This window comes from Shewanella sp. GutCb, assembly GCF_002836135.1.
In the GTDB taxonomy this organism is placed as follows: domain Bacteria; phylum Pseudomonadota; class Gammaproteobacteria; order Enterobacterales; family Shewanellaceae; genus Shewanella.
In genome coordinates this window covers 14,107-38,294 of the sequence record NZ_PJBL01000001.1, presented here as the reverse complement: position 1 = coordinate 38,294, position 24,188 = coordinate 14,107, and the positions used below count along the sequence as shown (strand labels likewise).

The 24,188-nt window shown below is 44.6% G+C and carries 20 protein-coding genes; 11 read left to right on the top strand and 9 right to left on the bottom strand.

Annotation, left to right across the window (positions count from 1 at the left end; translation table 11 throughout):
• Nucleotides 1–44: 44 nt before the first annotated feature.
• The 6 genes from CXF86_RS00195 to CXF86_RS00170 all read left to right on the top strand — a co-directional run bounded on the left by CXF86_RS00195 (nucleotide 45) and on the right by CXF86_RS00170 (nucleotide 4,935).
• Nucleotides 45–1,766, top strand: coding sequence for a polyamine aminopropyltransferase (locus tag CXF86_RS00195; RefSeq protein ID WP_102038048.1), 1,722 nt, complete (start codon nucleotides 45–47; stop codon nucleotides 1,764–1,766).
• A 92-nt stretch (nucleotides 1,767–1,858) separates the two neighbouring features.
• Complete coding sequence (locus CXF86_RS00190) at nucleotides 1,859–2,272, top strand: YjfI family protein (RefSeq protein WP_101092503.1); 414 nt, start codon at nucleotides 1,859–1,861, stop codon at nucleotides 2,270–2,272.
• Between the two features lie 12 nt (nucleotides 2,273–2,284).
• Nucleotides 2,285–2,974 carry a PspA/IM30 family protein gene (locus tag CXF86_RS00185; protein ID WP_101092504.1) on the top strand — a complete coding sequence of 230 codons (690 nt, stop codon included), beginning with the start codon at nucleotides 2,285–2,287 and terminating at the stop codon, nucleotides 2,972–2,974.
• Nucleotides 2,975–2,985: 11 nt separating this feature from the next.
• The gene (locus CXF86_RS00180; protein ID WP_101092505.1) at nucleotides 2,986–3,639 is read left to right on the top strand and encodes a DUF4178 domain-containing protein; all 654 of its coding nucleotides are present in this window, start codon (nucleotides 2,986–2,988) and stop codon (nucleotides 3,637–3,639) included.
• Between the two features lie 107 nt (nucleotides 3,640–3,746).
• Nucleotides 3,747–4,076 (top strand): hypothetical protein, encoded by a 330-nt coding sequence (locus tag CXF86_RS00175; RefSeq protein WP_101092506.1) that lies wholly within the window; start codon nucleotides 3,747–3,749, stop codon nucleotides 4,074–4,076.
• A 64-nt stretch (nucleotides 4,077–4,140) separates the two neighbouring features.
• Complete coding sequence (locus tag CXF86_RS00170) at nucleotides 4,141–4,935, top strand: potassium channel family protein (RefSeq protein ID WP_102038047.1); 795 nt, start codon at nucleotides 4,141–4,143, stop codon at nucleotides 4,933–4,935.
• Nucleotides 4,936–4,982: 47 nt separating this feature from the next.
• On the opposite strand, the gene CXF86_RS00165 is transcribed toward CXF86_RS00170, so the two are convergent.
• Entirely contained in the window at nucleotides 4,983–6,470 is a 1,488-nt protein-coding gene (locus CXF86_RS00165) for a CYTH domain-containing protein (protein ID WP_101092508.1), read from the bottom strand.
• 232 nt (nucleotides 6,471–6,702) lie between these two features.
• Between CXF86_RS00165 and CXF86_RS00160 the strand changes: the two genes are divergently transcribed.
• The 4 genes from CXF86_RS00160 to putA all read left to right on the top strand — a co-directional run bounded on the left by CXF86_RS00160 (nucleotide 6,703) and on the right by putA (nucleotide 12,875).
• Nucleotides 6,703–7,383, top strand: coding sequence for a TIGR00153 family protein (locus CXF86_RS00160; protein WP_101092509.1), 681 nt, complete (start codon nucleotides 6,703–6,705; stop codon nucleotides 7,381–7,383).
• Between the two features lie 24 nt (nucleotides 7,384–7,407).
• A complete protein-coding gene (locus tag CXF86_RS00155; RefSeq protein WP_101092510.1) occupies nucleotides 7,408–8,676 on the top strand; it encodes an inorganic phosphate transporter in 1,269 nt (422 codons plus the stop codon).
• A 163-nt stretch (nucleotides 8,677–8,839) separates the two neighbouring features.
• The gene (locus CXF86_RS00150; protein ID WP_101092618.1) at nucleotides 8,840–9,415 is read left to right on the top strand and encodes a TIGR04211 family SH3 domain-containing protein; all 576 of its coding nucleotides are present in this window, start codon (nucleotides 8,840–8,842) and stop codon (nucleotides 9,413–9,415) included.
• A 265-nt stretch (nucleotides 9,416–9,680) separates the two neighbouring features.
• Nucleotides 9,681–12,875: a bifunctional proline dehydrogenase/L-glutamate gamma-semialdehyde dehydrogenase PutA gene (gene putA, locus CXF86_RS00145; protein WP_180960971.1), complete on the top strand. Its 3,195-nt coding sequence runs from the start codon at nucleotides 9,681–9,683 to the stop codon at nucleotides 12,873–12,875.
• A gap of 192 nt (nucleotides 12,876–13,067) precedes the next feature.
• On the opposite strand, the gene cydC is transcribed toward putA, so the two are convergent.
• The 4 genes from cydC to CXF86_RS00125 all read right to left on the bottom strand — a co-directional run bounded on the left by cydC (nucleotide 13,068) and on the right by CXF86_RS00125 (nucleotide 17,762).
• A complete protein-coding gene (gene cydC, locus CXF86_RS00140; RefSeq protein WP_101092512.1) occupies nucleotides 13,068–14,807 on the bottom strand; it encodes a heme ABC transporter ATP-binding protein/permease CydC in 1,740 nt (579 codons plus the stop codon).
• A complete protein-coding gene (gene cydD / locus CXF86_RS00135) occupies nucleotides 14,807–16,621 on the bottom strand; it encodes a heme ABC transporter permease/ATP-binding protein CydD (protein ID WP_102038046.1) in 1,815 nt (604 codons plus the stop codon). The genes cydC and cydD overlap by 1 nt, the downstream gene beginning before the upstream one ends.
• Nucleotides 16,622–17,008: 387 nt before the next feature.
• Complete coding sequence (locus tag CXF86_RS00130; protein ID WP_101092514.1) at nucleotides 17,009–17,359, bottom strand: DUF3622 domain-containing protein; 351 nt, start codon at nucleotides 17,357–17,359, stop codon at nucleotides 17,009–17,011.
• Between the two features lie 196 nt (nucleotides 17,360–17,555).
• The gene (locus CXF86_RS00125) at nucleotides 17,556–17,762 is read right to left on the bottom strand and encodes a DUF3565 domain-containing protein (protein WP_101092515.1); all 207 of its coding nucleotides are present in this window, start codon (nucleotides 17,760–17,762) and stop codon (nucleotides 17,556–17,558) included.
• A 380-nt stretch (nucleotides 17,763–18,142) separates the two neighbouring features.
• Between CXF86_RS00125 and CXF86_RS00120 the strand changes: the two genes are divergently transcribed.
• Complete coding sequence (locus CXF86_RS00120) at nucleotides 18,143–19,576, top strand: DEAD/DEAH box helicase (RefSeq protein WP_101092516.1); 1,434 nt, start codon at nucleotides 18,143–18,145, stop codon at nucleotides 19,574–19,576.
• Nucleotides 19,577–19,648: 72 nt separating this feature from the next.
• Here the strand turns inward: CXF86_RS00120 and CXF86_RS00115 are convergent, their stop codons facing one another.
• The 4 genes from CXF86_RS00115 to sspA all read right to left on the bottom strand — a co-directional run bounded on the left by CXF86_RS00115 (nucleotide 19,649) and on the right by sspA (nucleotide 24,135).
• On the bottom strand, nucleotides 19,649–22,126 hold the full coding sequence (locus CXF86_RS00115; protein WP_102038045.1) for a S9 family peptidase: 2,478 nt from the start codon (nucleotides 22,124–22,126) through the stop codon (nucleotides 19,649–19,651).
• Nucleotides 22,127–22,229: 103 nt separating this feature from the next.
• Entirely contained in the window at nucleotides 22,230–22,802 is a 573-nt protein-coding gene (locus CXF86_RS00110) for an anthranilate synthase component II (RefSeq protein ID WP_101092518.1), read from the bottom strand.
• A gap of 248 nt (nucleotides 22,803–23,050) precedes the next feature.
• Complete coding sequence (locus tag CXF86_RS00105) at nucleotides 23,051–23,506, bottom strand: ClpXP protease specificity-enhancing factor (RefSeq protein ID WP_101092519.1); 456 nt, start codon at nucleotides 23,504–23,506, stop codon at nucleotides 23,051–23,053.
• Complete coding sequence (sspA, locus tag CXF86_RS00100) at nucleotides 23,506–24,135, bottom strand: stringent starvation protein SspA (protein ID WP_101092520.1); 630 nt, start codon at nucleotides 24,133–24,135, stop codon at nucleotides 23,506–23,508. The genes CXF86_RS00105 and sspA overlap by 1 nt, the downstream gene beginning before the upstream one ends.
• Nucleotides 24,136–24,188 lie beyond the last annotated feature (53 nt).

The window sequence follows — 24,188 nt, the reverse complement described above, 5'->3', positions numbered from 1 at the left end:
CATCGCTCCCTTTTTCATACCATAGATAAACCAATAGACTCACCATGCCAAACACCTCTCACAGCGACACCTTAAATCCGAATACAATAAAGCCGGCAAAACTAGGCTGGTTTGATGATCTATTACTGCTAGGCATTATGGCCGTTTTGGCTGGCTGCGGCTTAATCTATGAGTATCTACTCTCACACTATGCTGGCCGCATACTCGGCGCGCTTGAAGCCGCTATTTACACCATGATCGGCCTGATGATCGTATCCATGGGTATTGGTGCCTTTGCCGCGCGGAAAATTCGCTGTGCCTTTACCGGCTTTGCCGTACTTGAGCTCAGCGTCGCGCTATGTGGCTCGTTAGCCATCTTGATCACCGCTAGTGTTATTGGCTTTGGCCAACAGCTACCGTTAATTGTGGCTCAAACACTCGGTCTTCCAAGCGATCAACTCCCTAATGGCGGGTTTATCGCAACCTTACAAAAACTCAGTGAGTACTTACCTTATTTTTGGGGAGTATTACTTGGATTAATGATTGGTATGGAGATCCCGTTAATCGCTAGAGTTCGCCAGGCTTTGTCTGACGAACACTTGATGCATAATGCGGGCACTATCTATGGCGCTGATTATATCGGCGCAGGCATTGGCGCAGCCATCTGGGTAGGCTTTATGCTTGCCATTGATATTCAGTTAGCCGCGTCGTTAACCGCCAGCTTTAATTTACTCGCTGGCTTTCTATTTATTTGGCGTTTTTGGACTAAAATCCGCCATGTAAAACTGCTGCTGGTCGGCCATATTGCTGCAACAGGTGTACTTCTCTTATTAGCACTGCATGGCCCTTCTTGGGAGCAAAGTTTTAATAACTTACTCTACAAGGACAATGTGGTTTACGCTAAAGCAACGCGTTTTCAGCAACTCACTTTCACTGAGCGCTTAAGAGGAAATGGACTCGGCCCAGTTCACTCGCTCTATATTAACGGTCGCCTGCAGTTTTCCAGTAGCGACGAACACATATATCACTCCTTTTTAGTCCACCCTACGCTTGCAGCCAGCGCGCGTCATGACAAAATTTTAATCATAGGCGGTGGAGATGGTTTAGGGCTTGCTCAAGTGCTTAAGTGGCAGCCTAAACAGGTCACATTAATGGACTTAGATAAAGAGCTGGTAAAGCTATTCAAAACGCCAAACACCGATATGCCTGCACATCTAACGAAAGCATTAATGGCACTCAATAAAGATGCACTGAATGACCCTAGAGTCAGACTGATATTTGACGATGCTTTCAATGGGGTAGACCAATTACTTAAAAATGAGGAAAAATTCGATGCCATTATCGTTGACCTTCCCGACCCAAGCCATCCCGATCTTAACAAGCTTTATTCAGATACTTTCTATCTGAAGCTAAAGGAACTTATGAGTGCGGATGCTGCCATAACAATACAGTCAACATCACCGTATCATGCGCCTAAAGCATTTATTTCAGTGGGTAATACTTTGGAGTTAGCTGGCTTTACGGTGGATCAATACCACCATAATGTGCCCAGTTTTGGCGAATGGGGTTGGACTATTGCGACATTAAGTGGCAAAAGTGCCAAATCTAGACTAGATGAAATACAGCAATTACCCATAGATGATGCTTGGTTTACGCCAGAATTAATGCATGCCGCTTTTGCATTCCCGGGTAATTTTTATATCGATAAACAAGCTATCAAACCAAATACCTTGGGTTCGAGTCAGTTATACCAGTACCACCAGCAAGCTTGGTTAGAAAATCAGTAAAGCTTATTTTTTACACCGCAAAGATAGCACTTGACATATTATGTCCTGATGTTATCTTTAATCGCAGACATAATATGTCAATAAGGACAAATATGAATATCCACAACATTGCCAACCATCTAAATGAACTTGGCGACAATGGCCATACTGGCTTTCAATTTGATTGTTATCCAATTGATGGCGACGTGGAAGTCTTGCAGGTTAACATCGTTGGCCGAGAAGAGATCCCGGTGTTCTTATCGGTTACGGACAACCAGATCCTTTGCATCAGCTATTTATGGGGCGAGGATGAAGTGAATCAAGAGCGTCGTAGTGAGATGTTTGAGACCATGTTAGAACTCAACATTCCAATGCCACTTTCATCGTTCGCCAAGATTGATGACAAGTATGTGGTATACGGCGCACTATCAGTACAATCAAGCATCGAAGAGATAGAACAAGAACTATCTGTTCTATCTGACAACTGTCTCGAAGTAATCGACGAACTCGCCGATTACCTTAAATAAAGGAGCCACATTATGGGCATTCTAAACAAGATTCTTACTGCTTTTCGCGGTGGCGCAACTGAAGTTGGCCAAGGTATTGTAGACGCAAACTCAACACGTATTTTTGAACAAGAGATCCGTGATGCAGCGAAACATCTGACTAAAGCTAAACGCGACTTAACTGAAGTGATGGCAAAAGAGATGCAAGCCAGCCGTGAAGTTGACCGCCTTAAGCGTGCAGTTGCTGAACATGAAGGTTACGTAGCACAAGCACTTGAAAAAGGTAACGAAGCATTAGCACTAGAAGTTGCTGAGAAAATCGCTGAACTGGATCAAGAACTTAATGACCAGCAATCTGCCAACGAAAGCTTCAGCGCACATGCGACTCGCCTAAAAGAGCTAGTACGTAAAACTGAACGTCAAGTCACTGATTACCAACGCCAACTGACGATGGTAAAGACGACAGAAAGCGTACAAAAAGCGACTGCAACAATTACCGATTCGTTTGCGGGCAGTAACTCAAAGTTACTTAACGCTAAAGATTCGCTAGAGCGCATCAAAGCTCGTCAGCAGTCATTTGATGATCGCCTTAAGGCATCTGAGACGCTAGCGGAAGAAAACAACGACAAAGCGCTGCATGATAAGCTAGCGGAAGCAGGTATTGGTGAGCAGAAGTCTAACGCTAACGCTGTACTTGATCGCATTAAAGCCCGTAAAGGCTAAAGGAGTATGACGTGGGATTTCTAAGTGGCCTATTTGGCAAGAAAGAGGAACCTAAACGTCAACTCGACCACCCATCAAAGCTAGATAAGGGGGATATGATCTCCCTTGATGATAGCTTTGCGCTGCCACCACAATTACGTGGGCAGCAGCTAAGAGTTGAAGCGGTTAATACTTATGAGTATGAGCGCAAACAGCAAACGGAATGGGTGCTAAAAGGGCACGGAAGTGACACCATCTTTCTCGGCTTAGATGAAGATGATGAAACTTACCTCGCGTTGTCGATAAAGGTTAATCGTGGTTTAGTCGAGCAGCTATTCAATCTAGAGCAATTTAGCGCTATTTTTGAAGAACCTGGCAAAGCAGAGCTAACCACCAGTGAATTGTCACCTGAGCTAGCAACTGAATTTGAACAGTGGTTGTCACCTCAATATCATCAGGTCACATTTGCAGGTTTTGGTTACTTTCACCGTCAGGATTATCGGGGCAATAAGCCACCTCAAGATGCCGATGGCCCTACAGGCGATCCTTTTGAATCATACCAATTACTGGATGACGATGAAGATAAGGCCATTGATATCGAAGTCTATGATGGGGGTGAAACAGATGTCATGTTGACACTTTACCGCCCTCTATCAGACATCCGGGACTATTGGCCTGGCGCATAATTTAAAGGTTCTAACGTGACTCACGTTAGAACCTTTTTTATTTCTAGCGCTATGAGTGATAGCATTAACCTATAAAGCCGTTTCTATGGATAGGTAATATCTTACGCATGAGCAAGCAAAAGAATCCGTTGCCGGAACAGTGGCAGCAAAATCAAAAAGCCGCTAAGGCCACTCAAATTGCCTTTGATTTGGATGAGAAATTTCAATATTCCATCCGTAAAGCCGCGCTTGATGCCGGTGTCAGTCCTTCAGATCAAATTAGAGACATTCTCGGGTTAAGTGTGACTAAACGTCCTAAACGCCCTCGCCTTACCGTATCCTTAAGCGCGGAAGACTATGCCCAGCTCGCTGAAAGGTACAACTTAAAAGCAGAGCAACAGTTAGAGATCAAAAAACACGTACTGGATGATCTCATTAAATTCAGTGCCGAAGACTAACGCCCCGAAGACTTATTTTGCTTCCCGGTTTAGGGAAAGTGCAGCAAGAACGATGGATCGATAAATGACTAACGAAAAGCGCTGGATCATACAACCTGAAACGCCGCCAACACCATTCCAGCTTGCGATGATGCTGTTGTCGTTGCTCTCTGTCGTTGTAGTGCTCGTGCTTACATTTGGCGGCCTTGATGGCGAGACTAGGCGCTTACTGTTCTTTATAGATACCTGTATTTGTCTTCTCTTCATGTCGAATTTTTTCTATGGCCTATTCAAAGCAGAGAGTAAAAGAACTTACTTTAAGCATCATTGGATAGATCTAGTTGCCAGTATCCCAGCAATTGAAGCACTGAGAATGGCACGACTTTTTCAGATCCTTCGTGTTGTCAGACTCATTCGTATGACCCGTTCCCTAATTGTCCCTATGGTCAAACAGCGTCGCCAAGCCACTCTGGCAAGCTTGTTAGTGGCTTTAGTGACGATTCTTACCTTTGCCTCTGTTTTGGTACTTATTGTCGAGAGCGGTGTTGAAGGGGCTAATATTGAGACTGCTGAAGATGCTATTTGGTGGGCTTTAGTCACAATATCGACTGTCGGTTACGGTGACTACTACCCAGTGACCACAGCTGGACATATTATCGGTGGTATGGTCATTGTGTGTGGCGTCAGCTTTTTTGGTATTATTTCTGGTTATATGGCCTCAGTATTTGTCGCCCCAGACGAAGCCGAAAAACTCGAGAGCCACAGTGAAGAGATCCGCTCAGAGCTGCAAATGAGTCTTGCTCGCATGGAAGCCAACCAACAACAGCTGCTTAAAGAGATAGAAGCGTTAAAATTAGAGATGAGAGACGCCAAAAAATAAGCCCGCACATTGGCGGGCTCAATCATTAAAAACGTGTCACCAAAGCGTTAACGCCAGTACGGTTCGTTCTGCATTGCGCTACGACGTGAAAGCTCCATTGCCTGCACTAAACTCAGCTCTTTATTTTCAAGCCAATCACTAATATCAATATACGCCAGTTCACTAATCACCTTAAGCTGCCGATAAGCCGCTAAAGTTCTAATACCTAACGCAAGGTCTTGCCAAGGAGCCCTAAATTGATCACGTGATTTGTTTGAATAAAGCTGACCATATGCCACACCAACAAACATGCTGTTATCTAACGCCTTTGCGACAGCAAGATAGTCGCTACTGCTTAAATCATTATTTAATGGCATAACATCCAATATCTTTTGCCATGATTTTTCTTGTAGCTCATCGGCAAATTGCTTCAAACTGAGTGTTTTATCAATAACAACGTTGCCAACACTTATTTGCATCAACAGATCAACAAGATGTACTTGCAGTCGGCCATAACAAATATCGTCTAACAGCGCGTCGAAATGGGCAGAAATATTCAGTTGCTGCAATTTAGCATTGGCTATATCTACCAGGGCATCCGACATCGACAACTTAGCGATAAGGGCGCCGTTTTTCTCCACAATAGAAAATAGACTCAGCGACTCTTCGATAAAGTTAAGCCGACGCTCAATACAGCCAAAGTCTTCTTCAAAAGAGTCACCTAACAAGGTAAATTGCGCCAGCGTGCTTTTTAGCAACCGAATACAAGCTCTGAGTCGATAACAGAGCATTGGCAGTTCATGGGGGTTCTGCGCGACATCAAGGATCATCGCTTCTAGCTGCTGCCATCTTTCTAGCCCAACTTCGAGCAAGTTTATGGCGACTTGTTTTAAGTTTTGTTCAGGCTTTAATGCTATAAAATCGAGCACTTCCAAATTAAACGGACTTGCTTGAGCCGCTAACTGATAGCCTCTTTTTGCTTTACTCGCGTTGCCTAATCGAACCGGTACTTCTCTGCTAACAATACCTGCTAAAACAAGTAGGGCAGCAGTATCACCAGCAAGTAATTCAAACTCTAATTCACAGATGGGTTCAGAGCGGTCATCAACACAAATATGACCGATATCAAGCGCCACTTCGACCAAACTATCATCAACAAAAATATGCCATTTTTGTCGTTCAAAATCAGTATTGAACAAACAACGCAACTGTAACTGCACTTGTTCAAGATCTGCGCCTTGTGGCCAAATTTTACTCGGGAATAAATTTAATTTTGGAAAATCGTGATCTATATCGACATTAAATTCAGGCCGAGAGTGGATCCCACCGACAACCTGTCCAGCAGTCTTAATTGTTTGCTCTCGGTGAGTATTTATCCCGCGAACCCGCAATCCCATGTCCCAATGACGCAAAGTAAGGTCAGGGGTTTCAAAATACCCATTAGTTAACTTTTCGCTGCCTTTACTATCGGAATTAGGAATGCTATCCAACAGGTTTATAAGGGTTTTTCTTTTATTTTCATTAAAGAAAAGTTTGAGTTCTATCTCTGCTTCCATCTGTGTACTATTCGCCTTGTAATCAAAATTTAATCAATCTGTCATTAATTCGACACAGTGTAATATTTTTGTAATAAAAACGCCGTAGGATTCGCTTTGCAGTTAAGATATAACTCGTTAGAATAAAAAACTGTTTAGTTAATTACAAAAACACAGTTTTCTTACGCGGCCGCTTGGGTTAACATGCGCCCGCTTTTTCCAATAGTGGAATAACCTAAATAGGTAAACGGCAATGCCAGTAAACTCTATTTTGGGCGTGTTTGCAAAATCGCCAATTAAGCCTCTCCAAGAGCATATAGACAAAGTATACGACTGCGCGTCATTACTTGTCCCATTTTTCGAAGCTACAGCCTCAGGTGACTGGGACAAAGCTGTTCAACTGCGTCAGCAAATAAGCTTGACCGAGCAAGAAGCAGATTCACTAAAACGTGAAATCCGCTTAACTCTGCCAGGTGGTTTGTTTATGCCCGTTGAGCGTACTGACTTACTGGAGCTACTCACCCAGCAAGATAAGATCGCTAACAAAGCGAAAGACATTTCCGGTCGAGTTATTGGCCGAGAGCTCGTCATCCCTCATGCAATCCAAGAATCCTTCATTGCTTATTTACAACGCTGTCTTGATGCAGTTGCGTTATCAAAGCAAGCAATTAACGAACTCGACGACCTACTAGAAACTGGTTTTAGAGGCCGTGAAGTGGATCTTGTGGCAAAAATGATCAGTGAACTTGACTCTATCGAAGATGACACTGATGTTTTACAAATTAAGATACGTAGACAACTTTTGGCTATCGAATCTGATTTTAACCCTGTAGATGTAATGTTCCTCTACAAGATAATTGAGTGGGTTGGTGACTTGGCAGATCTTGCCGAACGAGTCGGTTCCCGCCTAGAGCTGATGTTAGCTCGCGTCTAATCAAAAGATTATCAAGGTAATAACATGGTTGATGTATTAGTCACCAACGGCCCATGGCTTATTGGCATGGCAGCTCTATTTGGTTTTTTAATGGCTTGGGGTATTGGCGCAAATGATGTAGCCAATGCAATGGGAACCTCTGTAGGTTCCAATGCGATTACAATTAAACAAGCGATTATTATCGCTATGATTTTTGAGTTTGCAGGTGCGTATTTAGCCGGTGGCGAAGTCACCAGTACAATCCGTAAAGGCATTATTGACTCAACTTTCTTTATTGAACAACCTGAGCTTCTGGTATACGGCATGATAGCGTCTTTGCTAGCCGCTGGTATCTGGCTTATCGCTGCTTCAGCACTTGGTTGGCCAGTTTCGACCACTCACTCTATTATCGGCGCCATTGTTGGTTTCGCTGCAGTAGGCGTAAGTGCAGATGCGGTTGAATGGGGCAAAGTAGGTGGTATTGTAGGTTCTTGGGTTGTCACGCCGGCAATATCGGGCTTTATCGCCTTTATGATATTCCAAAGTGTCCAAAAGCTTATCTTTAATACCTCTAATCCACTTGAAAATGCTAAACGTTATGTTCCTTTCTATATGGCTCTTGCTGGTTTTGTAATGGCACTTGTCACCATCAAGAAAGGTCTTAAACATATTGGCTTGCACTTTGACAACCTAGAAGCTTATTCGTTAGCGCTCGCTATTGCAGCACTTGTAGGAATTGGTGGCATGATCGCTATCAAACGCCTAAAAATGGATAATAAAGCAGATCGTCAAACCCAGTTTGGTAACGTTGAAAAAGTCTTCGCTATCTTAATGGTTGTCACCGCATGTTGTATGGCATTTGCGCATGGCTCAAATGATGTTGCTAACGCTATTGGCCCACTAGCGGCGGTTGTTTCAATCGTTAACAGTGGTGGCGAGATCAGCAGTAATGCCGCTCTTGTTTGGTGGATTCTGCCATTGGGTGCTGTGGGTATTGTCTTAGGACTTGCTATCTTTGGTAAGCGTGTAATGCAAACCATTGGTAAGAATATTACTCACCTGACGCCAAGTCGTGGTTTTGCGGCAGAGCTTGCAGCAGCATCGACGGTGGTTATTGCATCGGGTACTGGTCTACCAATCTCAACGACACAAACCCTAGTGGGTGCGGTGTTAGGTGTCGGCATGGCTCGTGGTATCGCTGCAATCAATATTGGCGTAGTGCGTAATATTGTTGTGTCTTGGGTGGTAACCCTACCCGCTGGTGCCGCGCTATCAATCATGATCTTCTTCATGATTAAAGGTATTTTTAGCTAAATACTGAGCTTTATCGCACCAAAAAGTACTGCGATTCCTTAAGGGAGTTTGATAATATTTGTATCAAGCTCCCTTTTTGCGTTTTATCTCCCTTAATGCCACTTGCATTAAGTCCTCTAAATCCATAGCATGTTGGCTAAATTTCATTGATGAGAATAGATTGGTGTTAAAAATTCTAACTATTGTGGGAGCGTTATTACTTTCCCCCTCTTTATTTGCGGCAAACCAAACAAGTTACATCTCTGATGATGTTTTTATCTATCTCCATGGCGGACCGGGTACCCAGTTTCGGATATTGGGCAGCGTAGAAGCGGGTCAGAAGATAACTTTATTAGGTGAAACTCAAGGTGACTACAGCAAGATAATCGATCATAAGGATCGTGAAGGCTGGGTTCAAACTAAGCTACTCAGCTCAGCTGTAAGCTTGCGTGAACAATTACCGGCGGTGCAAGCAGAGCTAGCGCAAACTAAAGCTGACTTAACCAACGCACTCACGACAACAGATTCGAGTGTACAAGAGTTGAGCCAGATTAAGACGCAATTAGCTCAAGCACAAAAAGCACTTGCAAGTGCTAGCCAAGAACGCGATAGCGCTCAGGTAAAACTGGCAAGTATGCAAAGTAATGAGCGTTTTGAAATGTGGCAACAAGGTGGCTTTATCGCCGCTGGCGGCCTGTTATTGGGCATTATTTTAGTTTACTTACCACGACCACAGCGTAAACCTAAAAATCACTGGTAAATAGTAACCTGTTATTTTTAGTTCTTTAGCCAGTGTTTTTAAACGCTGGCTTTTTATTTTCTAGCCTTCCCCCCTTACCCAGTGGGGCCTAGCACACGCCCCACCACCCCCAAATCAAACAAAGATCACATTCCTTCACGCAAAGGTGTTCCTTATCACATTTTACAGGTACAATCACCCGCGCGGAGGCCTTAGATTGTATACAAAAAGATAACAACAAAGATCTTGTCGCATTAAACATCCCTGCAATATACCTTCGGCCAAGATGGAAGTTATTAATATGTTCAAAGCGAGTGAAGTACTAGCTGGTCGTTATGACTCAGCCGATCTCAACGAACTGTTCAAAGCGATCAGCAATAATTATATTGTTGATGAAGAACTATATTTATCAGAATTGATAAAACTGGTTCCGTCCAGCAAAGAAGAGATCGATCGTGTGACAAATCGTGCATACGAATTAGTGAATAAAGTACGTCAATACGACAAGAAAGGCCTTATGGTCGGTATTGACGCATTTTTACAGCAATATAGCTTAGAAACACAAGAGGGCATTATTTTAATGTGCCTTGCTGAAGCCTTATTGCGAATTCCTGATGCAGCAACCGCTGACGCCCTGATTGAAGACAAACTCTCTGGCGCTCAATGGGATGAACATCTGAGCAAGAGTAACTCACTCTTGGTCAACGCCTCAACTTGGGGGTTGATGCTTACCGGTAAAATCGTCAAACTCGACAAACAAGTCAACGGTAAACCAAGTAAGTTACTTAACCGCTTAGTCAATAAGATGGGTGAACCTGTTATCCGCCAAGCCATGCTTGGGGCGATGAAAATAATGGGTAAACAATTTGTACTTGGTCGCAACGTAAAAGAGGCGCTCAAAAATAGTGTCGACAAACGTAAGCTTGGTTATACCCATAGCTACGATATGTTAGGTGAAGCAGCTTTAACTAAAAAAGATGCGCAAAAATATTTCGATGAGTACTCTAGTGCTATCGCAACGATCGGCGGGCTAGAGTATGACGAAAGTAAATCTCCTCGCCCAACGATCTCAATTAAACTCTCAGCGCTACATCCTCGTTACGAGGTTGCCAACGAAGATAGAGTCTTAACAGAGCTATATGACACGCTGATATTACTTATCAAGCAAGCTCGCTCTCTTAGAGTCGGCATCTCTATTGATGCAGAAGAGATGGATCGCCTTGAGCTTTCATTAAAACTATTCCAACGCCTTTATAATTCAGACGCAGCCAAAGGCTGGGGTCTACTGGGTATTGTCGTTCAAGCTTATTCTAAGCGTGCGCTGCCAGTATTGTGCTGGTTAACTCGTCTGTCCAAAGATCAAGGCGATGAAATTCCACTACGTTTAGTTAAAGGCGCCTACTGGGATAGCGAGCTTAAATGGTCGCAGGAAAATGGTGAAGCGGGTTACCCTCTTTATACCCGCAAAGCGAGTACCGACGTGTCATATCTTGCCTGTGCAAGATACTTGTTGTCTGATGCCACACGCGGCGCTATCTACCCACAGTTTGCCAGTCATAACGCCCAAACGGTTGCTTCAATAACCGATATGGCAGGTGACCGAAATTATGAATTCCAACGCTTACATGGCATGGGCGAAGAGCTTTACGACACTCTGTTAGCAGAACGTGGCGTTAAGACGGTCCGTATCTATGCGCCAGTGGGTGCCCATAAAGACCTACTGCCTTATTTAGTGCGCCGCTTGCTTGAGAATGGCGCAAATACGTCGTTTGTACATAAACTTGTCGATCCTAAAACGCCGATTGAGTCACTGGTGATACATCCACTGTCGACGCTAAAGGGCTACAAAACACTAGCTAACAACAGAATTGCTTTACCTGCCAACATATTCGGTACTGAGCGTCAAAACTCGAAAGGCCTCAACCTGAACATAATGTCAGAATCGACTCCTTTTTTGGCGGCAATAGAAAAGTATAAAAACCACACTTGGTCTGCTGGTCCATTAGTCAACGGCGAAACCTTAAGTGGTGACATTAAAGAAATTGTTAGCCCATTTGACACCTCTAAGGTAGTTGGTAAGGTTGCCTTCGCTAACAAGCATGCTATTGAACAAGCCCTTGCCGGCGCTGCGGCTTCATTTCCAAGCTGGTGTTCTACCCCTGTCGAGGTGCGAGCCAGTGCACTGCAGAAGCTTGCCGACCTAATTGAAGATAACCGTGAAGAGCTGATTGCACTTTGTACCCGTGAAGCGGGTAAGAGTATTCAAGACGGTATCGATGAAGTGCGTGAAGCCGTTGATTTCTGTCGTTACTATGCAGTGCAAGCAAAGAGAATGATGGCTCAACCCGAGCGACTTCCTGGCCCAACGGGCGAGATTAACGAGTTATTCCTTCAGGGCCGCGGGATCTTTGTCTGTATTAGTCCATGGAACTTCCCATTGGCAATCTTCATAGGCCAAGCAGCAGCAGCGCTAGCGGCAGGTAACACTGTTGTCGCTAAACCTGCAGAGCAAACGTCTATCGTCGGTTACCGCGCGGTACAGCTCGCTCACGAAGCGGGCATTCCGAAAGATGTGCTGCAGTTTCTGCCGGGGACAGGGGCAACAGTAGGTTCAGCAATTACCAGTGATGACCGTATCGGTGGTGTTTGCTTTACCGGTTCTACAGGTACAGCAAAACTGATTAACCGCACGCTAGCCATGCGCGAAGGGGCAATTATTCCTTTGATTGCTGAAACCGGTGGGCAGAATGCTATGGTAGTGGATTCCACATCACAACCAGAACAAGTGGTTAACGACATAGTGTCGGCATCTTTCACCAGTGCGGGCCAACGTTGCTCTGCGTTGCGGGTGCTGTTCCTGCAAGCGGATGTTGCTGATCGCGTGCTTGATGTAATGAAAGGCGCGATGGAAGAGCTTACCATTGGTGACCCAAGCTCAGTCAAAACTGACGTTGGTCCAGTGATTGACGCCACGTCTGCTGCAAACCTTAACGCTCACATCGACCATATCAAACAAGTCGGTACGCTAATTAAGCAGATGGAGTTACCTGCAGGTACCGAAAATGGTTACTTTGTTGCGCCAACGGCCATTGAAATAGCGTCAATCAAGCAGCTTGATAAAGAGCACTTTGGGCCGATTTTGCACGTGATCCGTTACAAGGCATCCGAGCTAAATAAAGTTATCGATGAGATCAACTCAACTGGATTTGGCCTCACGTTAGGAATCCACAGCCGTAACGAAGGTCATGCGCTTGAATTAGCAGGTAAAGTTAATGTCGGTAACGTTTATATTAACCGTAACCAAATTGGTGCTGTAGTCGGTGTTCAACCCTTTGGTGGTCAAGGGTTGTCTGGCACCGGTCCTAAAGCAGGTGGTCCACACTACCTTACGCGCTTTATAACCGAGAAAACACGCACTAACAACATCACCGCGATAGGTGGTAATGCCACACTATTGTCTTTAGGTGATAGTGACGATTAATGACTAAAGGTATTGATACCTAAGCCAATAATCTTAAACTAAAAAAGCCAGGTTTTTAATCTGGCTTTTTTTATGCGGCACTGTGGCCATTAATGCGAGCGAGTCACTGAATCTAATGCCTTAATTAGTTCAAAATGCGTAAGGGTTATAGACTATTACCCTTACACTCGTTTAATCAAATGGCTCTGCAACCTAGGCTAACTTTTGGTATAGACTGGCGTAATAACTATCACTTTCAATTAGTTGTTGATGATTACCTGAGCAACGGATCTTACCTTGCTCCATCAAGTGAATCGTATCCATTCTCGCCATTGCCGTTAAACGATGGCTGATCATCAATACCGTTTTATCACTCGCAAACGCAAACAATAACGCTAAAATCTCTCGTTCTGTTTTCTTATCAAGCCCTTCGGTTGGCTCATCAAGCAGTAACATAGGGGCATCTCTAAGCAGTGCTCTAGCCACGCCAATTCTGCGCTGCTCGCCACCCGATAACTGCCGACCACCTTCACCAATCCAGTTGTCTAATGGCTTATCACCTTGCAATAATACCCCTAAGCCGACTTTTTCTAACACCGCAATCAACTTATCGTCATCTTTACGGCTAGCGTTATCCAATGCAATAGCTAAGTTTTCTCTTAAGGTGCCGCTAAATAGATAGATACGTTGGCTCACGACCGACATTGATTTGCGTAGAGCATCCTCAGAATAAGCATTCGCGTCACGCCCATCCAATATCACTTGGCCATGTTGTGGTAACCACTCGCGAGTAATCAATGACAATAAACTCGACTTCCCACAACCCGTTTGCCCCAGTAAAGCGACCTTGGACCCCGCTGGAATGACGAAGTTAAGTTGTTGCAATACGCTATGCTCAGGGTCATAGCCAAAATCGATATTGGTTAATTCAACACTGCCCTCACTGACTTGCAGATCATTATCTTCTGCAAAGGTAACCTCTGGGGTTTGCTCTACCACTTGATTAAGTCGAGTTGCTGCTGAGCTACAAGCGGAAAGGTGCTGAAATGCCCCCGCTAATGGCATCATCATCTCAATGGTCGCCATCGTTATAAATACAATCATTGCCAGTTTTGGCCCTGGCGGTACAGACTCGCCTACTCCCGCTGCAGCCATATACAGCATGACTAGCACAGCAAAACCATGACAGAAGATGAGACAGGCTTGACTAAGAGCCGTCACCCGATTCATTCGATTTTGACTGGCGATCATTAAGCTCTCTGCACCGTTTAAGCGCTGGCGATACAGCCCTTGTGCACCAAATAAGGTTAACTCGGCTTGGCCTTGCAAGTACTCGAGCAACTGCACCCGTAACTCACGCTTAGTTTCGAGCTGAGCGATACCCGGTTTACGACCGAGAAAGTAAAATACCGTTGGCAGAAGCAACCATACTGCCAATAATATGCTACAGAGTGTGGCTGCCAGTTTTGCGTCGAACCATGAAACAAAGAAATACAGCCCCACTAGCATCAATAATGAAGCTAGTAGCGGTGTAAGCAAGCGCAAGTAAAGATGATCTAACGTATCGATATCTGCCACTAGCCGATTAAGTAAGTCTCCTCGGCGGATCCCCTGCAGGTTTTTAGCGCTCAGCGGCATCAGCTTATTCCATACCCAACAACGCAGATCGGTTAATAAGCTAAATGTTGCCTCGTGAGTGGCTAAACGTTCGCCATAACGGCTCGCTGTGCGAACGATTGATAACAAACGAACACCACCAGCAGGCGTAAAATAGTTAAACATCTGCGCCGTAACTACGGTGAGCCCAGCAACCGCTGCGGCGGATAAGAACCAACCGGAAAGCGCTAATAAGCCAAGACCCGCCATCATGGTGGTCACGCTTAAAAATAGTCCGATAAACATCATGAACCATTGGCTTTTAAATCGTTTAATGTAAGGTAATAGCGCTTTCATTACAGCTCTCCCTCCGTCTTCGTCGCGAGCTCAATATCAACAGGCGCTGACTCAAGTAACATTCGCTTAAACACCCCTTCAGCCGCTGAAAGCTCAGCAAATGTACCTTGCTGTGCCAATAAGCCATTCTCCATCACTAATATTCTGTCCATCGAACTTAATGATTCCAACCGATGAGTCACCATTAAACAACCCGTTGCTTGCATCGCATCAGCTAATGTCGCTTGTACAGCTTGTTCGCTTAAGCTGTCTAGACTCGCGGTAGGTTCATCTAATATGTATAGTTTAGGTTGCTGCGCTAGCGCTCTAGCGAGTGCAATACGTTGGGCTTGCCCAACGGATAAGCCTGCCGTTTGTTCTTGTATAGGATGGTCTAACCCTAGCGGTTGCGATTCAATAAAATCGAGAATGTGTGCTTGGGCTAACAATGCCTTAATAGCATCATCTGACAGTGCTTGGTCTTGTGCTAACTGTCCTAGCGCAACATTTTCACGCACGGTGCCACAAAACAGTTGAGGCTCTTGCCCAAGCCATGCCAATTTTTTACGCCACTGCGACATCGGCAATTGGCGCAACTCAACACCATTAATCTTAAGCTGGCCTTGATACGGCAAAAAGCCTAATAAGGCACTAAGCAAACTTGTTTTACCCGCACCACTAGCCCCCACGACGGCCAAATGCTCACCTTGCTGCAACGTAAAACTAATCGGTCCAAGCAGCTCGGTGCCATCGACGCTATAAACTTTAAGATCAATGGCTTCAATACTAACCTCAGCCTCAAGTTCATCACCCGTGCCCATTTTTTGACCCGCGTTTTCTTCTGGATGGTCAAGCAGAGCCATTAGCTCTTCTGCAGCACCAATCGCCTGTGCTTTAGCATGGTAATGCGTGCCCATATCTCGTAGCGGTTGATAAAACTCTGGCGCGAGAATAAGAATAAACAGACCGGTAAATAAGCTGATTGAGGTACCGTAATGACCAAAATCCAAATGGCCTAAATAACTGAAACCAAAATACACTGCCAAGACCGCAATCGATACCGCGGCAAAGAACTCAAGCACTGCTGAACTGAGAAACGCCATTCGCAGCACCGACATGGTGCGTTCTCTGAACTCTTCTGACGCTTTCTCTATCGCCTTAGCTTCTTTGGCACCTTGATTAAACAGCTTCAAGGTCGACAAGCCTTTAAGCCTATCCATAAAGTGACCACTTAAACGAGCCAGGGCGCCAAAGTTTTTACGGTTAGCATCAGCAGCCCCCATTCCTACTAAAATCATGAACATTGGGATAAGCGGCGCGGTTGCGAGTAAAATAATCCCTGCCGCCCAGTTGACCGGGAATACAGCCATTAAAATAATCAGTGGAATAAAGCCTGCCAGAACAATCTGTGGCAAATAACGTGCGTAGAAATCTTGTAAGTCTTCCACTTGTTCAAGCACAATGCTCGCCCAACTGCCAGCAGGTTTACCCTGAATAAAAGCAGGCCCTAATGCGGCCAACTTATCCAAAACCGCAGCGCGCATATGCACTCGTAGCTGCGCACCCGCTTTAAAACTTGAACGCTCTCTAGCAAATGCCAATACACCTCTAACAATAGTGAGCAGCAACAGTAACCAGAAATGGTCACTAAAAGTAGCCTTAGGCAGTTCATCGATAATGATGCCTTGTAATATGGTAGCAATGAGCCATGCCTGACACATCAAACTAATGCCGGTTAGCACCCCAAAGAAAATCGATACATTGAGGTAATAACCACAGGCTGATTTTTGCTGTTTGAGCCAGTGAGTGAGTTTTTTCTCTACGGTTTTATCCATTGGATCCCAGATTTACTGTACTTGACAGATAAGCTTAATAAATTAACGGAGTAAGAGTAAGACGCCTGAAGGCCGTCACCAAGAAAGCAGTATTTAAGAGGACTGCATTTAAGTGTAAGTTCCGTAGCCTAAAAAAAATAATATTGAGGCATAAAGGAATGCTAGTATCGCAGGCATTAATCGCAGAATAAAACGCCAGTTGCGTATTTGCTATGAGACTCACATAAATTGAGCTAGATCAATAAAATGGCGACTATGACTCAACATCATTCGCCATAGCTGTTGACTTTTAAGCACAAAAAAACCGCGAAAGCTCAGCTTATCGCGGTTAATTTTATCTCTTGCCTAATAGATAGTGTAATAACACTTGGCAAGTTAGCGTCTCAATTAACGCTCGGCGTCTGAGCCGTAATCAAGGTTTTCATCTTCAGAATCACTCTCAGATGCTCTCTTTTCGTCACGAGCGCTGCGCCATACATCTGCTGCAAGCTCTTTAGCGTCAGCCGCTTTATTACGCTCGTCACGCGCTATAGCTTTACGTTCGTTACGCTTAACAAGGTTCTCTAAGAATGATTTCAGCTCAGTTTCGCCCCACGCTATCGCTTCAGCTTCAGTAGCAAAACCTTTTTGGGTTTTTGATACCACTATTTTTCTAGCTGATTGACGACGAGTGATCTGGCCAGTCCAAGTTGTTTTATCTTCAACAACGCGAAAATCATACTTCTTTGTTTGTGTCATGTTGCTTATTTTCCTAACAATAATCGTAATACTTTGAGCTTAATGCGTTAATGATTTAGCTCAATCAATAAGTAACAGCAATCGCCGTTGCTTTGCTGCTACCTTCAATATTCTTTCAGCGTAATAGCGCTTAATTGCCATGCCAAGTCATAGTCGTGAATAATATGTCTGACTGTTCAATTCGCCTATTAAGCTATCACTTCAGTTTATCTACCATGTCGAATTCACATAGTTGACATGTGAGTTGATACCCGAGCATAGATTTTCTCCCGCGAGTACTTGTCACCCAACCACGGTTTTCCCACGGTGGACGATGACGCACATGCTGGTTATGACCACAAGCTAACTCTGCAACCCAATGTTGTTCATCATCTTTATGATAATTAATAATGGCTTGTAGCAAGGCATACACCTTAAATAGACCAAAAGCGATTGGCTAAGTTTGAGTTGCAGTCGATAGATAAACTTTCAGGGGCGCGAGATTAACACGTGCAGACTTGAAACAACATCTTTTAAGCGACTAAAAATCACACAATTGAGAAATTTAACTCCATTAGGCTGTTTTCCCAGCAGCTAAGCGGGTAATCATTACCCCGTACTCCCGTTCAAAAGCTGCTATTCGCTGCCATACTCTAAACGATGAGATAATAGCGCTATTGTTTATTAAATGGCGCTTTTTGGGCAGATCCTGTAAGCTGCACGCCCGCCAGCATTAGCCGGCCCTCCTATAACAGCAGTCAGCGCGCTTTACGCCAGCTTGGCTGGCCGAAATGAGACCAATCTATGAGTTTTGCTTCACTGGGCTTATCAGCCCAAATTTTGAAAGCTGTCGCTAGCAAAGGCTATGACACTCCATCTCCAATTCAAGCACAGGCTATTCCAGCGGTACTTGAAGGTAAAGACGTTATGGCCGCCGCCCAAACTGGGACAGGCAAAACAGCAGGCTTTACATTGCCACTGTTAGAGATTCTTTCAAAAGGCACCAAAGCTCCAGCAAAACAAGTGCGAGCCTTAGTATTAACACCGACGCGCGAACTCGCGGCTCAAGTGGGTGAAAGTGTCGAAGTTTACGGTAAAAACCTGCCTCTAAAATCAGCGGTTATTTTTGGTGGTGTCGGCATTGGCCCACAAATCTCGAAACTTAGTCGTGGTGTTGACATCCTAGTCGCGACTCCAGGTCGCTTGCTTGATCTTTATAACCAACGCGCCGTCAACTTTAGCCAGCTTGAAGTGTTAGTACTAGATGAAGCTGACCGTATGCTAGATATGGGCTTTATTCACGATATTAAGAAGATTATTGCCGCGCTACCCGCTAAGCGTCAGAACTTAATGTTCTCTGCGACCTTCTCTGATGATATTCGAAAGCTCGCTAAAGGCTTAGTCAACAATCCGGTTGAAATTTCAGTAACACCTCGTAACGCCACAGCTAATACTGTAACCCAGTGGATCTGCCCGGTCGATAAAGGCCAAAAAGCAGCCGTACTGGTTCAGCTTATCAAGCAAAATGACTGGCAACAGGTCTTGGTTTTCAGCCGTACTAAACATGGTGCAAACCGTTTGGCTAAAAGTCTCGAGGCTAAAGGCATTACTGCAGCAGCCATCCATGGTAATAAAAGCCAAGGAGCACGTACTAAAGCACTGGCTGAATTTAAGAATGGCGATGTACGCATTTTAGTCGCAACCGATATTGCCGCTCGTGGCCTTGATATCGATCAGCTACCTCAAGTGGTCAACTTCGACCTACCAAATGTACCTGAGGATTATGTTCACCGTATCGGACGTACAGGCCGTGCAGGTGCTACTGGTCAGGCTGTATCACTGGTTAGCGATGATGAAGTTAAATTGTTGCGTGATATCGAACTACTGATCAAGCAAAATTTAGAACGTAGAGTTATTGAAGGTTTAGAACCTACTCATACTCTGCCAGAGACCGATTTGACGGGTAAATCTCACGGACAAAACAAAGGTCCGCGCAATAGTAGCCCTCGAGGCACCAACCAAAGACGTTCTAACTCAAGTGCCAAGCCAGCTAATCGCAGCCAACAAGATGGTGCGGGTAAAGTTGAGCATAAAGATGGACAACGCAGCGGAGAAGCGGCGCGTGGCCATAAGCCTACGGATAAAAACCCAAGACATAGCCGATCAAGCAAGCCTGGATCTGCGCCGTTATCAGGGCAGCGCCGCAGTCGTCGCAGCGAAAATAGCCCACAAGGCTAATATCACGCTATTACATTGAATACCAAATAAAAAAGGCTCCCATCGGGAGCCTTTTTATTGTCTGGAATAACGTTATTTAAGCTCTTGCTCAAACAGTTTATAAATACGGCGGTATTCGTCTAACCAGCTCGATGGCTGACGGAAACCATGAGGTTCAACCGGATAGATCGCAGTCTCAAACATCGGCTTTTCAAGCTCAATCAAACGTTGTACTAAACGAACGCTGTCTTGGAAGAATACGTTGTCATCTAACACTCCGCTCATAATCAATAATGGCTTTTGTAAACCTGCAGCATGCTCAATTGGCGAGCTACGCTCATAAGCAATGGGGTCGACATCTGGCGTATTTAAGATATTAGAGGTATACGGTGCGTTATAATGTGCCCAATCAGTCACTGGACGCAATGCAGCGCCTGCTTGGAACAGTTCAGGTTCATTAAATAGCGCCATAAACGTCAAGAAGCCACCGTAAGATCCACCGTAGGTGCCCACTTTACCAGCATCGACATTAGCATTAGCCGCCATCCAGCTGACACCGTCTTTAAGATCTTCAACTTCAGGGGTACCCATCTGACGGTATACCGCTGTACGCCAATCTCGGCCGTAGCCTTTTGAACCGCGATAATCCATATCCATGACTACGTAGCCCTGTTGGGCAAGCAAGTTGTGGAACATGAACTCTCTGAAGTAACCAGAGAAGCCGTAGTGAGCATTTTGCAGATAACCTGCACCATGGTTAAAAATAACTGCCGGATACTTGTCAGCGTTGTCTTTGCTATATCCTTGCGGCAAATAAACACGAGCATACACCTCGCCGGCACCATGGGTTGATGGAACAGTAACGACTTCTGGTGCTTGCCATGCATAGTTTTTAAATGCATCACTTGTATAATCAGTCAGCTGTTTTATCGCGCCGCCAACAGGTTGTACAAAAAGCTCTGCAGGTTTTGTACGAGTAGAAGCACTGAGCAGTAACTGCGTACCATCAGGGCTCAAACTATAATCGAGCTGACCTTGCCACTGCGTTAGTTGCTCATCTTTACCTGTTGCTATCTCTACCCGATAAACATTATCGATACCTGGGTGGCTTTTATTGGCTTTGTAATAGATAAACTGTGCTTTGGGGCCCAATGTAATATCACTTACCACATATTGACCTTGTGTCAGCGCTTTAGCTTTTTCGCCACTGGCTTTTAGGTACAGGTGTGAATAACCCGTCTCTTCAGAAAGGTAATACAGGCTATCGCTATTAGGCAACCAACCATACTGGTTAAAGTTGTAGTTAATCCACGCATCATCGTGCAGGCGATGTTCAGTTTTCAAACTGCCTTTACTTAAATCAACCGTCGCTATCCAACGATCTTTATTATCTATAGCTTCGAGCATCACCGCGACTTTATCGCCAGATGCTTGCCATTGGATAGCACTTTGTGACCATCCCCAATCTTGAATGAATTGAATTTTACGCGGTGATTTTTCGCTAATATAGCTTTCACCTTTAGCCTTGGCATTTTCTGCCTTAACTGACGCCAGTACGTCTTCATCAAAACCCGTCAGCCCTTCAATGGTAACGTCTTTTTTGGTGTGATTTTGCAGGTCAAGAATAACCATACGCTCACCTGGCGGGGTATCTTCGGCAACACGGGCGCGGGCAGGTACTGCATCGACATAACCGTCTTTACCTAAGTAGTTCGGCATGATGTCGTGCTCTGAACGCCAGCTGTAATCTTTGTCACGTAGTGACAACAATACATACCGTCCGTCAGGAGATAAGCTCAGCTCGGTGACCACTTCAGTATCACCTAAATACCATGTCTTGGCTGCCATAGTAGGATCTGCGTTAACTAAAGCTTCTTTATACTGCTGCTTAGACTTGGCGTTGCTTTGTTGCAGTGCAACATATTCAATAAGGCGATGTTGCTGCTTGGCGATATAGCTTGAAGGATCTTGCACACCTTTAGGGGCGGATGCCATTTTGATATTGGCTATCTGCTCGGATAAACCTGAATCGCGGTGAATTTTAAAAATATTATCACCTTGCCAATAGGCAATATCACCATTGTTCAAAAAGCGGACACCATCAACATTGGTATTTTGGCGGGTGAGTTGAGTGATGACTTTTGAACCGAGATCTTTTACAAACAAGTTACCTTGATAAAGATAGGCTTTACGCGTCTTATCATTATCCAGCACACCATATTCTTGATCGGCTGCATGAAGCTGATTTAACGCAAGCTCGTTGGCTGCAGAACCCTTGCTATCTTGTTGATAGTAATTTTTAGTTGGGTTGCCATGGGCTTGGCGAGAAAAATAGATTGATTGGCTATCGTCACTCCAGTAAGCCCCTTTTGCAAGTAATCCCATCCAATCTGGATTAGCCATAATCTGATTAAGTGTAAGTGCTTGGTCAACTTGTGGAGGCGCTGACAATGCTACAACATTTGTAGCGGAAGTTAGCTCAGGTGCAACAGTGGTGTTAGTCGATGAGCAACCCGCTAAAATAGCGACTGTTAGAGCACTCATTCCGATATGACGAATGACGCTTTTCATTATCCATCCCTTTTATTATTGGTATTTTTGCGGACTTTTATATCACACTTTACCAACGGGATTTGTTTAAAACGCAGTTAATTTTGTAACAGATAGTAGCAACTTAAGTAATTTCGATAAAATTGGCTAACAAGTTATGCCCCTGCTCTGTCAAAATTGATTCAGGATGAAACTGCACTGAATAGATTTTCTGCTCTGGACAACTCATTGCCATTATTTCACGGCCATGTAACGGATCATCGTACCAAGCATCTAATACAAAACCGGTAGGGACGGCATCAATTAATAAAGAGTGATATCGCGTTACTGTTAGCGGGTTATTCAGGCTCGAAAATAAACCTTTCCCTGAATGCGCTATTTTACTGGTCTTTCCATGCATGACTCGCTTCGCTTTCACCACGTTTGAGCCAAATACTTGGGCAATAGCTTGGTGGCCTAAGCACACACCAAAAATGGGTAATTCACCCGCGAAATGCTTAATAATGGCAAGGGATAACCCTGCATCATTTGGCGTGCAAGGACCTGGGGAGATAACGATATGACTAGGATTGAGTGACTCAATTTCCGCTAGGGTTATTTCATCATTGCGCCTAACCGTGATCTCTTGATCCAGTTGCTGGAAGTACTGCACCAAGTTATATGTAAAAGAATCGTAGTTATCGATCATTAAGATCATAAGAGCGCCGTGAGCCTGTATTTCACTTGCAATATCGATGGCGAAAGAGTTCCCATAACCCGCTGGAAAATCGCGCTAAACATCGCTTTGTATAGGGTTTAGTATAGTTGGCGCTGATGCTATCACAGCGTGCCTAAATCTTCACTTATAAGAGTGGAGTAGATTAACGTTACCGCTTGTTCGTTTTGTCGTTAATTTTATCCAATAAAAAAGCCAGTCAATGACTGGCTTTCTTGGCAGGTTACAACCTATTTCACTAAGGTCAAATGACCACGGCGTTTAGGTTCCTTAACCTCTTCTTTAGCCTCTTCAGGCTCGCTGATTTCAACCACAGGCTCTTTCACTACAGAAAGTCCTGTCTCTTCAGCATCATCTATTTGGTACGACTCTTCTAAATCGAAAACCGTACCAGCGCCATTTTCTCTGGCGTAGATAGCAACAATTGCAGCCATAGGCAGCAACACCTGCTGAGGTACACCACCAAAACGTGCACTGAACTCAATAAACTCATTAGTGATTTGTAGGTTACCTACAGCACTTTCAGTAATATTAAGTACAATTTGACCATCTTTAACATATTGTTGTGGTACTTGTGTGCCAGGCACATAGGCATCAACAACAACATGGGGCGTTAACTGGTTATCCATCAACCAGTCATAATAAGCCCGCAACAAGTATGGACGATTCGGAGTCAGCTCTTTCATTAGATACCCATGCGCATTTCGCGCTCAGTCTCTGTTAAAGAAGCTTTAAAGGATTCACGATCGAACAAACGAGTCATGTAACCTTTAATGTCTTTTGCTGCACGGCTATCAAGTTCGATACCCAACACAGGTAGACGCCACAATAGTGGACCTAAATAACAATCAGCTAAACCAAACTCTTCGCTCATGAAGTAAGGCACTTCACCGAAGATAGGGGCAATTGCCGTTAAGCTTTCAGTCAACTCTTTACGAGCAGCTTCAGCACGGTCGCCTTTTCTAATGCGCTCTACAAGTGCATACCAATCTTCTTCGATGCGGTGCATCCAAAGACGAGTTTGGCCACGAGAAACCGGATAAACAGGCATTAATGGAGGATGAGGAAAACGCTCATCTAGGTATTCCATAATGATGCGAGAGTTATAAAGTACTAGCTCTCTGTCGACCAATGTTGGCACAGTGTTGTACGGGTTAAGCTCGATCAAATCTTCAGGGATCTCATTTGGATCAACCTGCAGCACGTCAACCGTTACTCCTTTCTCAGCGAGAACGATACGTACTTGATGACTATAAAGGTCATCGGCGCCTGAATACAGGGTCATGATTGAGCGTTTGTTGGCAGCGACAGCCATTGATACCCTCCGGTTTCACAAATCAAAAAGCAAAAAATGCAAAAGCAAACGAG